The 14,385-nt window shown below is 72.8% G+C and carries 14 protein-coding genes and 1 tRNA gene; 8 read left to right on the forward strand and 7 right to left on the reverse strand.

Annotated elements, in window-relative coordinates:
- Positions 1-32 precede the first annotated feature (32 nt).
- Both AC3RJ6_RS17360 and AC3RJ6_RS17365 read left to right on the forward strand, forming a co-directional pair.
- Positions 33-1,430 (forward strand): acyltransferase family protein, encoded by a 1,398-nt coding sequence (locus AC3RJ6_RS17360; RefSeq protein ID WP_491428380.1) that lies wholly within the window; start codon positions 33-35, stop codon positions 1,428-1,430.
- Between the two features lie 15 nt (positions 1,431-1,445).
- Positions 1,446-1,527 (forward strand) — tRNA-Leu (locus AC3RJ6_RS17365).
- 232 nt (positions 1,528-1,759) lie between these two features.
- Here the strand turns inward: AC3RJ6_RS17365 and AC3RJ6_RS17370 are convergent.
- Positions 1,760-2,635, reverse strand: a complete 876-nt coding sequence (locus AC3RJ6_RS17370) for an LLM class flavin-dependent oxidoreductase (RefSeq protein WP_491428381.1) — start codon at positions 2,633-2,635, stop codon at positions 1,760-1,762.
- Between AC3RJ6_RS17370 and AC3RJ6_RS17375 the strand changes: the two genes are divergently transcribed.
- Positions 2,634-2,840 carry a hypothetical protein gene (locus AC3RJ6_RS17375; protein WP_491428382.1) on the forward strand — a complete coding sequence of 69 codons (207 nt, stop codon included), beginning with the start codon at positions 2,634-2,636 and terminating at the stop codon, positions 2,838-2,840. The two genes, AC3RJ6_RS17370 and AC3RJ6_RS17375, sit on opposite strands and share 2 nt — an antisense overlap.
- A gap of 223 nt (positions 2,841-3,063) precedes the next feature.
- Positions 3,064-3,828 (forward strand): DedA family protein, encoded by a 765-nt coding sequence (locus AC3RJ6_RS17380; RefSeq protein ID WP_491428383.1) that lies wholly within the window; start codon positions 3,064-3,066, stop codon positions 3,826-3,828.
- A 66-nt stretch (positions 3,829-3,894) separates the two neighbouring features.
- Here the strand turns inward: AC3RJ6_RS17380 and AC3RJ6_RS17385 are convergent, their stop codons facing one another.
- A complete protein-coding gene (locus AC3RJ6_RS17385; protein ID WP_491428384.1) occupies positions 3,895-5,028 on the reverse strand; it encodes a response regulator transcription factor in 1,134 nt (377 codons plus the stop codon).
- A gap of 113 nt (positions 5,029-5,141) precedes the next feature.
- Here AC3RJ6_RS17385 and AC3RJ6_RS17390 point away from each other — a divergent pair, with 113 nt between their 5' ends.
- The 3 genes from AC3RJ6_RS17390 (at position 5,142) to AC3RJ6_RS17400 (ending at position 9,278) form a co-directional block, all read left to right on the forward strand.
- Positions 5,142-6,848, forward strand: a complete 1,707-nt coding sequence (locus AC3RJ6_RS17390) for an FAD-binding oxidoreductase (protein WP_491428385.1) — start codon at positions 5,142-5,144, stop codon at positions 6,846-6,848.
- 112 nt (positions 6,849-6,960) lie between these two features.
- Positions 6,961-7,497, forward strand: coding sequence for a hypothetical protein (locus AC3RJ6_RS17395; protein WP_491428386.1), 537 nt, complete (start codon positions 6,961-6,963; stop codon positions 7,495-7,497).
- Between the two features lie 122 nt (positions 7,498-7,619).
- Positions 7,620-9,278, forward strand: coding sequence for a cell wall-binding repeat-containing protein (locus AC3RJ6_RS17400; RefSeq protein ID WP_491428387.1), 1,659 nt, complete (start codon positions 7,620-7,622; stop codon positions 9,276-9,278).
- Between the two features lie 25 nt (positions 9,279-9,303).
- On the opposite strand, the gene AC3RJ6_RS17405 is transcribed toward AC3RJ6_RS17400, so the two are convergent.
- On the reverse strand, positions 9,304-10,230 hold the full coding sequence (locus tag AC3RJ6_RS17405) for a cation diffusion facilitator family transporter (protein ID WP_491428388.1): 927 nt from the start codon (positions 10,228-10,230) through the stop codon (positions 9,304-9,306).
- Positions 10,231-10,396: 166 nt separating this feature from the next.
- Here AC3RJ6_RS17405 and AC3RJ6_RS17410 point away from each other — a divergent pair, with 166 nt between their 5' ends.
- Complete coding sequence (locus tag AC3RJ6_RS17410) at positions 10,397-11,215, forward strand: alpha/beta hydrolase family protein (RefSeq protein ID WP_491428389.1); 819 nt, start codon at positions 10,397-10,399, stop codon at positions 11,213-11,215.
- A gap of 12 nt (positions 11,216-11,227) precedes the next feature.
- Here the strand turns inward: AC3RJ6_RS17410 and rdgB are convergent, their stop codons facing one another.
- From rdgB to AC3RJ6_RS17430, 4 genes are read right to left on the reverse strand one after another with little or no spacing between them, the layout of a single operon-like run.
- Complete coding sequence (rdgB, locus tag AC3RJ6_RS17415; RefSeq protein WP_491428390.1) at positions 11,228-11,890, reverse strand: RdgB/HAM1 family non-canonical purine NTP pyrophosphatase; 663 nt, start codon at positions 11,888-11,890, stop codon at positions 11,228-11,230.
- A 2-nt stretch (positions 11,891-11,892) separates the two neighbouring features.
- Positions 11,893-12,654: a ribonuclease PH gene (gene rph / locus AC3RJ6_RS17420; RefSeq protein WP_491428391.1), complete on the reverse strand. Its 762-nt coding sequence runs from the start codon at positions 12,652-12,654 to the stop codon at positions 11,893-11,895.
- Positions 12,651-13,499, reverse strand: a complete 849-nt coding sequence (gene murI / locus AC3RJ6_RS17425; RefSeq protein WP_491428392.1) for a glutamate racemase — start codon at positions 13,497-13,499, stop codon at positions 12,651-12,653. Before murI ends, rph begins: the two co-directional genes overlap by 4 nt.
- Before the next feature lie 11 nt (positions 13,500-13,510).
- On the reverse strand, positions 13,511-14,380 hold the full coding sequence (locus tag AC3RJ6_RS17430) for a LysR family transcriptional regulator (protein ID WP_491428393.1): 870 nt from the start codon (positions 14,378-14,380) through the stop codon (positions 13,511-13,513).
- Positions 14,381-14,385: the final 5 nt, after the last annotated feature.

The following is a 14,385-nucleotide window of genomic DNA, read 5'->3' on the forward strand; positions in this document are numbered from 1 at the left end:
CCGCCCGCCCGGGCGACGAGGAGGCCGCCGACATGACCGGGACACCGCGATCGAAGCACGCCGCCGCCACGGCGGGCGCGACCACCGACGTCGGCACCGTCGCGAGCCGTCCGAGCGACGATGCCCGCGCCGCCGCCCTCGCCTCGCGCGACCTCGTGGTCGACCTCGCCCGGGTCGCCTGCATCCTGCTCGTGGTCGTCATCCACCTGCTGATGATCGGGGTCGGCTACGCGCCTGACGGGGCGCTCGTCGTGTCGCGCCCCCTCGAGGCGCAGCCCTGGTTCGCCGCGGCGACGTGGGTCGGGCAGGTCATGCCACTCTTCTTCGCGGTCGGCGGCTTCACGGCGCTCGCGTCGTGGCGCAGCCTGAGCCGCCGGGGCGGCGACGCGACGGCATTCGTGCGCGGCCGGGTGCTGCGGCTCGGCGGCCCGTCGCTGCCGCTGTTCGCGTTCTTCGCGGTCGTGCTCGGCGCAGCGACCCTCGCCGGCGTCGACCCGGCGCTGCTCGACACCGTGGCGACCGGGGCCGGGTCGCCGCTCTGGTTCCTCGCCGCGTTCCTCATCGCCCAGTGCGCGGTGCCGTGGATGGCTCGCCTGCACGCCTGTGCACCGCGATCGACCCTCGCCGTGCTCGCGGCGGGCGCCGTCGTCGTCGATGCCGTGCGCATCGCGACGGGCGTCACCGAGATCGGCCTGGCGAACCTGCTCTTCGTCTGGCTCTTCGTGCAGCAGCTGGGCTTCTGGTACGCCGACGGCTGGTTCCGGCGTCGGCGCATCGCGACGCTCGTCGGCCTCGCCGCGGCGGCGTACCTCGTGATCTGGCCGCTCGTGGCGGCCGGCTGGTACTCCCCCGACATGCTCGTGAACCTCAACCCGCCGACCGTGCCGCTCCTGCTGCTCGGCATCGCCCAGATCAGCCTGCTGAGCGCGCTGCACCGCCCGCTCGACGCGCTCATGCGGCGACGGCCGGCGCAGGCGGCGGTCTACCTCGTGGGCAGTCGCGCGATGACGGTCTACCTCTGGCACCTGCCCGTCATCATCGCCGTCGAGGGCCTTTCGCTGCTCGTGCCCGGTGCCGCGCCCGAGCCCGGCAGTGCCGCCTGGTGGCTGACGCGGCCGATCATGTTCGTCGTCGTGCTCGCGGTCGTGTTCGCGATCGCGCCGCTCCTCGTGCGCTTCGAGCGAATGCCGACAGTGATCCATGCGGGGTGTTCCGCCCCCTCGCCCGCGATCACGGCTGTCGCGACCACCGTGGCGATCGTGCCGCCGTTCCTCGTGATGCAGTGGTTCCTCGACCTGCAGCTCGCCGTCGTCGGCACCGTGCTCGTCGCGCTCGCGCTGGTGCTCCTCCGGCCGCGCCGAATGCGGGGTGCCCGTGAGGCCGCGTCGACGCCCACCGCCGCGCCGAGCCGCGCTCCCTCGCGCGCATAGACTGAACGGGCACTCGCGGGAGTGGTGAAATCGGCAGACACGCAGGATTTAGGTTCCTGTGCCTTCGGGCGTGAGGGTTCAAGTCCCTCCTTCCGCACGAGCGTCGAACTCGACTCGGTTCGGCCCAACCCGGCTCAACCCGAGCCGGACGGGATCCGAGCGATCGCCCCCTGCATAACGCGCATGGCACGTCAACCCCTCGCCCCCGATCGTGGTTCGTGATGTGCTGAACGAGTCGTAGGGACGACACCCCCGGTGGTTCGGTCACCGGGATCAGGGGATAGCGGCCCGGGCTCTCGAGATCGACGCGAGCCCGGGCCGACTCCGTGTCAACCGTCGATGGCGGGCGGACCGGCGGCCAGCCGATCGCGAGCGTACTGCTCGATGCGCTCGGCGGGCACCGACCAGTCGGTGTCGAGCCACCACGTCGCCCCGGCCTCGGCCCACGGGCGCACGATCGCCGCGTCGGCGGCAGCGTCGACGCCTGCGGTCGTGCCCTCCTGCACCCAGTCGAACGGCCGGTCGGCGAGACCGACGCGCTCGCGCTCGGCACGCAGCCAAGCCATCGCCTCGGCGCCGATCTCGGGGGTGAAGAGCTCGCGCTGGGCGTCGGGCCCGGCCGCGCCGTCGCCCGTCGGGGCGTAGTTCGGCAGCCACCCGTCGAGCCGGGCGACACGGCGCATCGACTTCGGTCGCGGCCAGAGCCCGACCGCCCAGATCGGAATACCCGGGCGCTGCACGGGCGGCAACGGCAGCATGCGGTCTGTGCGGCGCACGGTCGTGAACTCGCCCTCGAACTCGAACGGCTCGCCGCGCCAGAGCATGGGCAGCAACTCGAGCGCCTCGTCGAGCTGTGCCGCGCGCACCCGGCGGCCGGGATCGTGCTCGAAGATCCAGAAGCGATCCTCCGCGTCTTCGGCGACGCCGAGCCCCGCCGAGAGCACGACCCGGCCGCCCGAGAGGCGGTCGACGGTCATCGTCTGCCCGGCGAGCTCCCACACCCGGCGTCTCGGCACCGGGGTGAGCATCGTGCCGAGGCGGAGCGACGAGGTGCGCATCGCCGCCGCGGCGAGTACCGACCACGGGTCGGTCGCCCAGATGCCCTCCCACACGAAGAACCCGTGCCAGCCGTGCCGCTCGGCGAGCTCGGCGAGCTCGACGGCGAGTTCGGGATCGGAACCGGGATAGATGAATCCGTACCGCATGCCCGCGACGCTACGCCTCACGACCGACAGCGAGGCTAGTGCGTCCCAGCATCCACTCGACGTCGCCGCGCTCGTGCGCGCCGCGTCGGCCGACGACCACCGGGCGACCGAGTCGCGCGGGTTCATCACGGCGCTCATGGGCGGCCGGCTCTCGCTCGACGACTACACCCGCTACCACGCCCAGCTCGGGCGTCGTTCCGCATGAACGGCGCGATCTTCGACGAGCTCGCCGCCTGAAGCCGCGGGTCGAGGCCGGCATCGCCCCGACCGACTCACCCCGCGGGGTGACCCGCGAGTCATCCTGCAGTCGGATGCTGCGCTCAGGAGCCGCTCGGTAGACTCGCGTCGTACCCGCCCAACCGGGCGACCCCACCACGCCGCCTGCCGACCCGACCACGTGCCGGGTCCGACGACTGGAGCCTCCGCCAATGGTCCACACCGCCCTCATCCCGTGGCTCGACCCCGAGACGATCATCGCCTCGGCCGGCCCGTGGGCCCTGCTCGTCGTGTGCGCGATCATCTTCGCCGAGACGGGCCTGCTCGTCGGGTTCCTGCTGCCCGGCGACACGCTGCTCGTGATCTCGGGCCTGCTGTCGCACCCGATCGCCGGCTCGCCCGAAGGCGTGTTCGGCATCAGCGTGTGGTGGGTCGCCCTGCTCATCGGGGTCGCCGCGTTCATCGGCGGCGAGGTCGGCTACTACATCGGCCACAAGGCCGGCCCCGCGATCTTCGAACGCAAAGAATCGGGGCTCTTCAGCGTGAAGAACGTCGAGCGCACGAACGCGTTCTTCGAACGGTTCGGCGGGCTCACGATCATCCTCGCCCGGTTCGTGCCGATCGTGCGCACGTTCGCCCCCGTCGCCGCGGGCGTCGGCCACATGAACAAGTGGATGTACACGCTCTACAACTTCATCGGCGCGGTGCTCTGGGGCTTCGGCCTCACGATGTTCGGCTACGCGATCGGGTTCATCCCGCCGATCGCGAACTTCGTGCAGGACTACATCGACCTCATCCTGCTGGCCGCCGTCGGCGGCACGGCGATCGTCACGCTGTGGCACTACCTGCGCGAGCGCTCGAAGGCGAAGAAGGCGGCCGCCGCGGGCGAAGACGTCGTCACCGACGAGACCGAGGCCGCCCGGCTCGTGCTCGACGCCGACGTGTTCGACCGCGGCCCCCACCACGACGAGCACTGAACCGGCGATCACCGGGCGGGATGCCTCCGACGAGGCATCCGCTCGGCCGAACCCCGGCCCGCCGCGTCAGCCGGCGTACCAGCCGCTCGGCGCGACCTCGGTACCCATGCGCGGCACGTACTGGTCGAAGTAGACGCGCGAGATGAGCTCTCGACGGCTGCGCACCCCCGCCTTCTCGAACACCGACTTCAGGTGGTCCTGCACGGTGTAGGCGGAGACGTGCATCGTCGCGGCGATCTCCTTCGTCTCGACGCCCTGCAGCACGAGGCGCGTGACGTCGCGCTCGCGCGGCGTCAGCCCGAAGGCGGCGACGACGAGGGCGACGATCTCGGGCGGGCGCGCCTCCTCGATCGTGATGACCACGTCGCCGGCGGCGCCGTCGGGGCCCGCGAGCGGCGAGGCGTGCAGCACGAGCCACGTGCCCGCCGCGGTGCGCACCCGCGCCCGGGGAATCGGCGAGCCGGGGACGGCGAGCATGCGGCGCGCCGCGCCGACGAGCGCGGTCACGAGGCTCAGCGGGTCGCCGCTGTGCTGCGTGGTCGCGAGCTGGGCGAGCCGCTCCTCGGCGCCGAGGCTGATCTGCGACACCTCGTCGTCGGCGCCCACGATGACGACGGCGGGGCCGCACACCTCCGACTCGGCGACCGGCGAGGCCGAGAGCCGGGTCAGCATGCCGGCGCGGACACCCCGTGCGAACGACTCCGACAGGGTGCCGAGGAAGTCGATCTCGTCGCGCGAGAACTTCGCATCGTCGGACCCGCGGAACATCGCGAGGCACCCCCACACGCCGGCGCCGTCGCGGAAGACGAGTCGGGCCTCGTCGCCGAACCCGTAGATCGGACGCATGAGCCGGTTCGTGCGCTCCGACCGCTCGGCGTCGAGCTCGTCCGACGCATGCATACCGATGGCCCGGGCGTCGGAGCGGGCGAGCGCACGGAAGGAGCTCGGCTCCTCCGCGCCGTACTCGAGCAGGCCGAACAGCATGTCGTGCTCGTTGTTCGCGACGAGCGAGCCGTACTTGCGCGCGCTCGTGAGCATCATCGTCGACGGGTCGTGCGTGCCCACGCAGGCGCCGACCCAGGGCGTCGCCCGGCCGACGGTCTCGGTCGCCTCGGCGATGAAGTCGTCGAGATCGAGGCCCGCGCGCGACAGCACGTCGAGGTCTCCGCGGGCGCGTTCGGCGCGCAACCGGTTGTGCATGCGATCAGTATGCGCCCGCCCCGACCCGCCGCGATATCCCAGATCACTGGGATCCGGAAATACCCCCACAACTGGGATGGCTCGGAACGGTCGCCGCTCGCACGCTGGGATCCGTGACCACCACCATCCACTCCGAGCCGGTCGACGAGCACGGCGACCTCGTGCATGCCGACGACGCCACGGCCCAGCTGTGCCTCGCGTTCGTGCGCCTCGAGCACGACATCGTCGGCCGCGGGCTGCCGCTCACGGCGCTGCGCCGGCTGCTCGTGCACAACGCGTCGGCCGAACCCGCCGACGAGCTCGTGGGCATCCTCGCCGAGCGGCTCGGCGACGCGACCCGCGTCGTCCGCGTCGAGGTCGTCGGCGACGAGAGAGACCGGCCCGCCGGCATGCTCGTGCGCCTCGAGGCGACGGTGGCCGCGCCCGTGCCGACCCATCACGAAGGAAACAGCATGAACCCGGCCCTGACCGGCCTCGCCGCCCTGCGCGAGCTCGACTACGTCCTCCGGCCCGACGATCCCGGCTACGCGGCGGCGTGCCGCCCGTGGAACCTCGCCGTCGAGCAGCGCCCGGCGGCCGTCGCCGTGCCGCGCACGATCGACGAGGTCGTCGCAGCCGTGGCGGCCGCGCGCGCCGACGGACTGCGCATCGCCCCGCAGAGCACCGGCCACGCGGCATCCGCCCTCGTCGGCGCACCGTTCGACGAGGTGCTGCTGCTGCGCCTGCACGAGCTGACCGGCGTCGAGATCGACGCGGCCGCGCGCACGGCGCGCATCACGGGCGGCACCCTGTGGCAGGACGTCGTCGCGGCCGCGGCCCCGCACGGGCTGACGGCGCTGCACGGCAGCGCCGGCGACGTCGCGGTGGCGGGCTACGTGCTCGGCGGCGGCCTCTCGTTCTACGGGCGGGCGCACGGACTCGCCGCGTCGTCGGTGCGGGCGATCGAGCTCGTCACGGCCGACGGACAGCTGATCCGCGCGAGCGCCGACGAGCACGCGGCGCTGTTCTGGGCGCTGCGAGGCGGCGGCGGCGGCTTCGGCGTCGTCGTCGCGATCGAGCTCGAGCTGCTGCCGATCGCCGACGTCGTCGCGGGGATGCTGCTGTGGGACCTCGCCGCAGCGCCGACGGTCGTCGCCGCCTGGACGGAGTGGTCGCGGTCCGCACCCGAATCGGTCACCACGTCGCTGCGCCTCATGCGCTTCCCGCCGCTGCCCGAGCTGCCGCCCTTCCTGAGCGGCCGTGAGCTCGTCGTCATCGACGGAGCCCTGCTCGAGGACGACGGGCGCGCGGCCGAGCTGCTCGCTCCGCTGCGGGCCCTCGCGCCCGAGCTCGACACATTCGCGCGCATCCGTTCCGCAAGCCTCCTCGCAATCCACATGGACCCGCCGGTGCCGACGCCCGGCGTCTCCGCCCACGCGATGCTCGCCGACCTGCCGCAGGCGGCGATCGACGCGCTGCTCGCCGCAGCCGGGCCGGGCGTCGCCACGCCGCTCATGTTCGCCGAGCTCAGGCACCTCGGCGGCGCGCTCGCCCGGCCCGCCGACCAGGCGCTCTCGCACCTCGACGGCGCGTACGCGCTCTTCGCCGTCTCGCCCGCGTTCACCCCCGAGCTCGCCGCGCTCGGCGAGCGGGCGACCGCCGCGGTGGCCGACGCCCTTCGCCCCTGGTCGACCGAACGTGCCTTCCCGAATTTCGCCGAGCGGCCGGCTCGAGCCTCGGAGTTCTTCTCGCCCGGGGTCCGCGAACGGCTCGTGCGCGTACGCGACCTCTACGACCCGCGTCGCATGTGGGTCGCGTCGCACGAGGTCGAGCGCGGCTGAGCGCCGCGAGCCCCGGGAATCCCGGAAGGCTCGTCCGAGCCCGAATCCGAAACCCGAATCCGAAATCCGAAACCCGAAACCCGAAATCCGAAACCCGAGAGAAGGAACCTCCATGCGAACCATCCACCGGACGATCGTCGCGACACTCATCACCGCGGCGGCCGTCACCGTGTCGGCCCTGCCGGCGCAGGCCCACGACGGGGAGGACCACGGGTCCACCGCCACGACGCCCGAGATGCGGCGCGTCGTCGCCGAGGTCCGCGCGGCGACCGCCCGCTTCCACGACGTCGACGCGGCGATCGCCGCCGGCTACGTGCCGGCGGGCGAGTGCGCCGCGAGCCCCGACGGCGCCATGGGCTTCCACTACGTGAACCCCGCGCTCGTTCGTCCCGGCGCTCCGGTCGACCCGGCGGCCCCGCCGATGCTCACCTACGGCCCGTCGCCGTCGGGCGGCCTGCGCCTCTGGAGCGCCGAGTTCTTCGAGCCCGACATGGGCCAGCCCGTGCCGATGCTCGGCTCGCAGCCGTTCGACGGCCCCATGCCCGGGCACGAGCCCGGCATGCCGACGCACTACGACCTGCACGTCTGGGTCGGCGCGCACAACCCGGCCGGCGTCTTCGCGGCGTTCAACCCCGCCGTGAGCTGCTGACCGTCACGCCGAGTGTGCGAACCGCGGTGCCGCCCCTCCCGGGCGGCACCGTGCTGCGCTCTGCGTCAACTCGACGGTGAGCGTCGGGTTATGATTCGTTGCCCCGATGGAACGGACCTCGAATGCCCCGCTCGACGATGCGCGTGCGCCGCGCACTGACCGCCCTGCTCGCCGTCCTCATCGGCATCGTCCTCGTCGCGCCGTCGCCGGCGTTCGCGGGCGGCGGCAGCGCGATCAGCGGCACCCTCGAACTCGCGCCGGCGCCGTCGGCCCCCGAGTCGAGTGCGGGCTCGTTCGAGTGCGTGTACCACGTGATCCGGCTCGACGGCAGCGAGGAGAAGGCGCAACGAGAACTCTGCGGGGATGCCTTCATCATCGACGATCTCGCACCGGGGACCTACCGGCTCCTGGTCGTCCCCCTTCCCGACGCACGCGGATGGGCGCAGACCTGGGCGGGAGACACTCCGTACGAATCCCGGGCCCGGGTCATCAGCGTGCCGTCGAACACGACGGTCTCCGGCATCGCGATCACGCTGCCCCGGGCGGGATCGATCAGCGGACGCGTCCGCACCGACGACGGACGCGCGCCTGCCGGCCCCCTGACGGCGTACGCCTCGATCGTCGACCCCGTGAGCGGCAGGGCGACGTTCGTCTCGCAGGATGAGGCTTCGATCGAGGGCGGCTACACCATCGATCACCTGCCTCCCGCGGACTACGTGGTCGAGTTCGCCGATTCCGCCCGCTACCCGTCCTACGGCGACACGTACTACGGCGGATCGACGCTCGCATCGGCCGACCACGTCATCGTCTCGGCGTCGACCGGGACGAGCGCGATCAACGGCGTGGTGAGCCGCACCATTCCGCGGAACGTCTCGCGACTCGCCGGAGCGGACCGGTACCTGACGGCGGCCGCGATCTCGAAGCGGTTCGCGTCGGGTGTGTCGGTCGTCTACCTGGCGAACGGCACGAACTGGCCGGATGCACTGAGCGCGGGCCCTGCCGCCGCGCATCGGGGTGGGCCGCTGCTGCTCACGGCGCGCGATGCGCTGCCGTCGGCCACCGCGTCGGAGCTCGCGCGGCTGCGCCCGAAGCGCATCGTCGTCGTCGGCGGCGAAGGCGTCATCTCGCGTGGCGTGCTCGCGAAGCTGGGTGCCTACTCGTCGGATGTCGATCGGGTGAGCGGAGCGGACCGATATGCGACCTCGCGTGCCGTCGTGAAGGACGCGTTCGGCGACGGCCTGCGGCGGCACACCTACGTCGCGAGCGGCCGCGGGTTCGCTGACGCACTGTCGGCCGGCGCCGCCGCCGCGGCCGAGTCGCGGCCGCTGCTGCTGCTGGACGGCACGGCGTCGCTCGATGCGGCCGGCCGCGATGCGCTCTGGGCCGTGACGGGCAGTGCCGGTGTCACGGCGGTCGGCGGAGCCGGGGTGATCAGTGCCGACCTGCTGGAAGAACTCGGGCACTTCTCCGAGTCCGGTCGGGCTGAGCGGCTCGGCGGGCCCGATCGCTTCGCAACCAACCGCCTGGTGCTCGATTCGCTCGTGACCGCGCCGTACGATGCGAGCGGCCGCCTCTACCTCGCGAACGGTTACGGCTTCGCCGACGCGCTCACCGGAATCCCGCTCGCCGGCGTGAACCACGCGGGCATCGCGCTCACGCCGCGCAGCTGCGTCCCGGCTGCGACCCTCCGATCGGCGGTGGCGCTCCGTGTGACCGACTGGACCCTGCTCGGCGGCACCGGAGTGCTCGACGGACGGGTCGCGAAGCTCACGAGCTGCTGACCACCGGGCGCCCGGCGCACCGGGCTCAGCAGTGCGACCCCTGCTCCTGCTCCGCCCGCCCCGCCGGCTCGAGCTGGAAGGTCGAGTGCGCGACGTCGAAGTGCTCGCTGAGGCATCCGCCCAGCTCGTCGAGCAGCGCGCCGGTGCGGCCGTCCTCGAAGACCCGCGGCTCGACCTCGACGTGAGCGGTGAAGACCGGCTGGCCCGACGTGATCTGCCAGACGTGGATGTCGTGCACGGCGACCACCCCCGCCGTGCCGAGCAGGTGGTCGCGGATCTCGGCGACATCGGTGTCGGCGGGCGCGCCCTCGCTGAGCACGCGCACGACGTCGCGCAGCAGCGAGAGCGCCCTCGGGACGATGAGCACCGCGATGCCGAGCGACGCGATGGGGTCGGCCGCGTTCCAGCCCGTGAGCAGGATGACGATCGCCGCGATGATGACGAGCGCCGAGCCGATCGTGTCGCCGAGCACCTCGAGGTAGGCGCCGCGCAGGTTGATCGAGTCCTTCGCACCGCCGCGCAGCACGAGCATCGCCGCGATGTTCGCGGCCAGGCCGACGACGGCGATGACGAGCATCATGCCGCCCTGCACCTCATGCGCCTCGCCCTCCGCGCCGGTCACGAGCCGCCCGATCGCACCGATCGTGACGCTCACCGCGACGACGATGAGGATGACGCCGTTGACGAGCGCGCCGAACACCTCGGCCCGTCGGAAGCCGTACGTCTGCCGGTCGGTCGCGGGTCGGGCGGCGACGAACGCCGCGACGAGCGCGACGACGAGGCCGATGAGGTCGCTCGTCATGTGGCCGGCGTCGGCGAGCAGTGCGAGCGAGCCGCTCAACAGGCCGCCGACGACCTGCACGATCACGAACGCGCCGATGATCGCGATCGCGATCCAGAGTCGGGTGCGGTTCGCGGTCGCCGCGTGGTCGTGGGAGTGATCGTGCGCCATGTCCCTTCCAGCGTAGGTCGGGTGCAGGGGCGTTCGGGGCCGTTCGCCCCAATCAGGAATGAGTCGCGTTCTCATCGGCATGGCAGCTGCCCGAGCGGTCCCGCGCGTCCTGGGGTCGTGGGCCGGGGGTCGCGGCGCGCCGTCGATCGGCCATAGGCTGCGGGTCATGCCGTCGCGTCGCCCGCTCGTCATCGCCCTCGCCATCGGATGCCTCGTCGCCGCGCTCTCCGGATGCGCCGCGGGCGGCGGCCAGGACGGCAGGGGCGCCTCGCCGGCGCCATCCGCCCCGGCGACGGCGGAGGCGGCCGCCGCACCGCAGTCGCCGACCGAGCGATGCGGCGACACCGGCGTCGAGTCGAGCGCGATGCTCCTGCCCGTCGGCGAGGCGCAGTTCGACGTCGGCGTCGCCGGCTCGGGCACGACGACCGTCGTCTTCGCCCACCAGCGCAACCAGGACGAGTGCGGCTTCTGGCCGTACGCCTCGCACCTCGCCGAGCAGGGCGTGCGGGTGCTGCTCGTGAACAACTGCGGGTACGGGGCGACCGAGTGCCCGAGCGGTGCGAACCACGTCGTCGACGCCGGCGCCGATGCGATCCTCGCGGCGGCCGAGTGGGCGCGCGAGCACGGTGCCGAGCGCGTCGTCGCGGTCGGCGCCTCGATGGGCGGCACCGCCGCGATCGTCGCGGGCGGGCGCGACGGCGACGGCGGACTGCTCGACGGCGTCGCCGACCTCTCGGGTCCGATCTCGTTCCGCAGCTACGACTCGATGGACGATGCGCCGTCACTCGCCGCACCGCTCTTCCTCGCGGTCGCGCCCGACGACTCGACCGTGACCGTGGACGAGCTGCAGCAGCTCGCCGATGCGACGGCCGCCGACGACGTGACGATCGTCGGCGACGGGGTCGGCCACGGCTGGGCGATGCTCACGACGGGCACCGCCTTCAACGCGTTCGCCGATCGACTGACCGGCTTCGTCACCGGGTGACGCGCGGCCGCCCTACTCGGGCCGGGTGACCCGCGCCGCGACCCGCTCGAGCTCGGGGATGAGCGCCTCGAAGGCGCGCGCCCGGTGGCTGATCGCGTTCTTCTGCTCGGGCAGCAGCTCGGCCGCGGTGACCTCGTGCCCCTCGGGCTCGAACACCGGGTCGTAGCCGAAGCCGTGCGAGCCGCGCGGCTCGTAGGCGAGCGCACCGCGCCACAGGCCCTCGGCGACGAACTCCTCGTCGACCGCGGCCCCGGTGGCGGCATCCGTCGTCGCCGCAGCGATCAGCGGCGCAGGCACGACGACCGCGATCGTGCAGTGGAAGGCCGCGCCGCGGTTCGGCCGGCGCACGTCGCCGAGCTGTGCGAGCAGCAGCCGCACGTTCTCCTCGTCGCCGGCGCGGTGCCCCGCCCAGCGCGCCGAGAAGATTCCGGGCGCGCCGCCCATCACGTCGACCGTGATGCCCGAGTCGTCGGCGAGCGCGATGCGGCCGGTGTGCGCCGCCGCGGCACGCGCCTTGATGAGCGCGTTCTCGGCGAAGGTCGTGCCGTCCTCGACGGGCGACCGCCCGTCGTAGGCGACGACGGTGAGCCCCGGCATCCTGGCGCCGAGGATGCGCTGGAACTCGGCGACCTTGTGCGCGTTGTGGGTGGCGAGCACGACCTCGAGCCCGGTCACGGTCACTCCCCCGCCGCCGCGGCGAGCGCGGCGCGCTGCAGCTCCGCGAGCGTGGCGTTGCCCGCGAGCGCGAGGTCGAGCAGCGAGTCGAGCTCGCGACGGTCGAACGGGGCGCCCTCGGCGGTGCCCTGCACCTCGACGAAGAGTCCGCGACCCGTGGCGACGACGTTCATGTCGGTCTCGGCGCGCACGTCCTCGACGTAGGCGAGGTCGAGCATCGGCGTGCCGTCGATGATGCCGACCGACACGGCCGAGACGGTGTCGATGAGCGGGGTCGAGCGCTGCCCGATGAACTTCTTGCCGCGCGCCCACTCGATCGCGTCGGCGAGCGCGACGTACGCGCCCGTGATCGCGGCCGTGCGGGTGCCGCCGTCGGCCTGCAGCACGTCGCAGTCGATGACGATCGTGTTCTCGCCAAGCGCCTTCGTGTCGATGACGGCGCGCAGGCTGCGACCGATGAGGCGGCTGATCTCGTGCGTGCGGCCGCCGATGCGCCCCTTCACGCTCTCGCGGTCGTTGCGCGTGTTCGTCGAGCGCGGCAGCATCGCGTACTCGGCCGTCACCCAGCCGGTGCCCTTGCCGGTGAGCCAGCGCGGCACGCCGTTCGTGAAGCTCGCGGTGCAGAGCACCTTCGTGCCGCCGAACGAGATGAGCGCGCTGCCCTCGGCGTGGGCGCTCCAGCCGCGCTCGATGGTCACCTCGCGCAGCTGGTCGGCGGCGCGCCCGTCGGCGCGGACGATCGGGGTGGCGGATGCCTCGGTCATGCGTTGTTCTCCTGTCGAAGCCGGGCGCGGTCGGGAAGGGGGATGACGCCCGTCTGCACGAGCTCGACGCTCGGGATCTCGGGGGCGATCAGCCGGTGGGCGAGGTCGAGGAAGGCGCTGGTCGACTGTCCGGTCGCCTCGTAGCGATAGGTCGGCGGGTTCGGGTCGCGGCGCTCCATGCCCGTCGAGACGAGCACGCGGTACACGTCGTTCGCGGTCTCGACGTCGCTCGAGACGAGGGTCACGTCTTCGCCCATGACGTACGAGATGGCGCCCTTGAGGAACGGGTAGTGGGTGCAGCCGAGCACGAGCGTGTCGACGTCGGCGCGACGGAGCGGCGCGAGGTACTCCTCGGCGACGGCGAGCAGCTCGTCGCCCGTCGTGATGCCGGCCTCGACGAACTCGACGAACCGGGGGCACGCCTGCGAGAACAGCTCGAGGTGCGGGGCGGCCGCGAACGCGTCGTCGTACGCGCGCGACGAGATCGTGCCCTGGGTGCCGATCACGCCCACCCGTCCGGTCTTCGTCGTCGCCACCGCACGGCGCACGGCGGGCTGGATCACCTCGACGACGGGCACGTCGTAGCGCTCGCGCGCGTCGCGCAGCATCGCCGACGAGGCTGTGTTGCAGGCGATCACGAGCATCTTCACGCCCTGGGCGACGAGGTCGTCGAGCACGGCGAGCGCGTAGCCGCGCACGTCGGCGATCTTCTTCGGCCCGTAGGGCGAGTGCTCGAGGTCGCCGATGTAGAGGATCGACTCGTTCGGCAGCTGGTCCTTCACCGCGCGGGCGACGGTGAGGCCGCCGACCCCTGAGTCGAAGATCCCGATCGGTGCGTCCGTCACGAGGTTCAAGCTTAGGCGAGCGGGCCGGCCGCGTACGCCTCGCGGATTGCCCTCGCCAGCCTCGTCGTCGCGGGATGCCGCCACGCGCGGTGCCACGCGAGGTGCACCTCGATCGGCGGGGCGTCGACGACTTCGGCGAACACGATGCCCGGCCGCGGGTACTGGTGCGCCGTGGCCGCCGCCGTGACGCCGATGACCTCGCCCGCCGCGATGAGGTCGAGCCAGTCCTCGAAGTCGGTCGTGTCGGTGACCCGGGGCGGTTCGAGCCCGGCGTTCGTCCAGAGCGAGGTCGTCGTCGTGCCCGTGTACCGGTCGACGGCCACGACGAACGGCGTGAGGTCGGCCAGCGCGACCCTCGAACGGTCGGCGAGCTCGTGGTCGACCGGCATGGCGACGCAGCGGCGTTCGTGGCCGACGACCTCGTCGACGAGATCGGGCACGCGCACCGCGCCGCGGATGACGGCGAGGTCGACCCGGCCGTCGGCGAGCCCGGCATCACGGCGGTTGATGCGGCTGAGCCGCAGCGGCTCGTCGGGATGCGCCCGGTTCCATGCCCGCAGCACCTCGGTCGTGTGGGCCCCGAGCGCCGCCCACGAGTAGCCGAGTCGGAGCTGCGAGCGTTCGCCGCGCAGCTCGGCGACGGCGGCGTCGAGCTCGGCCGTCAGCCGGCGCGCCGTGCCGGCGAAGGCGACCCCGGCGACGGTCGGTTCGACGCGACGGGTCGTGCGGTGCACGAGCGGCGTGCCGAGCTCGTGCTCGAGCGCCGCGATCGCTCGCGACACGGCCGCCTGCGAGAGCCCGAGCCGCTCGGCCGCCGCCGTGAACGAGCGCTCCTCGTCGAGCGCCGCGAGCACGCGCAGGTGACGGAGCTCGATATCCATACGGA

The organism is Agromyces cucurbitae, from assembly GCF_058349945.1.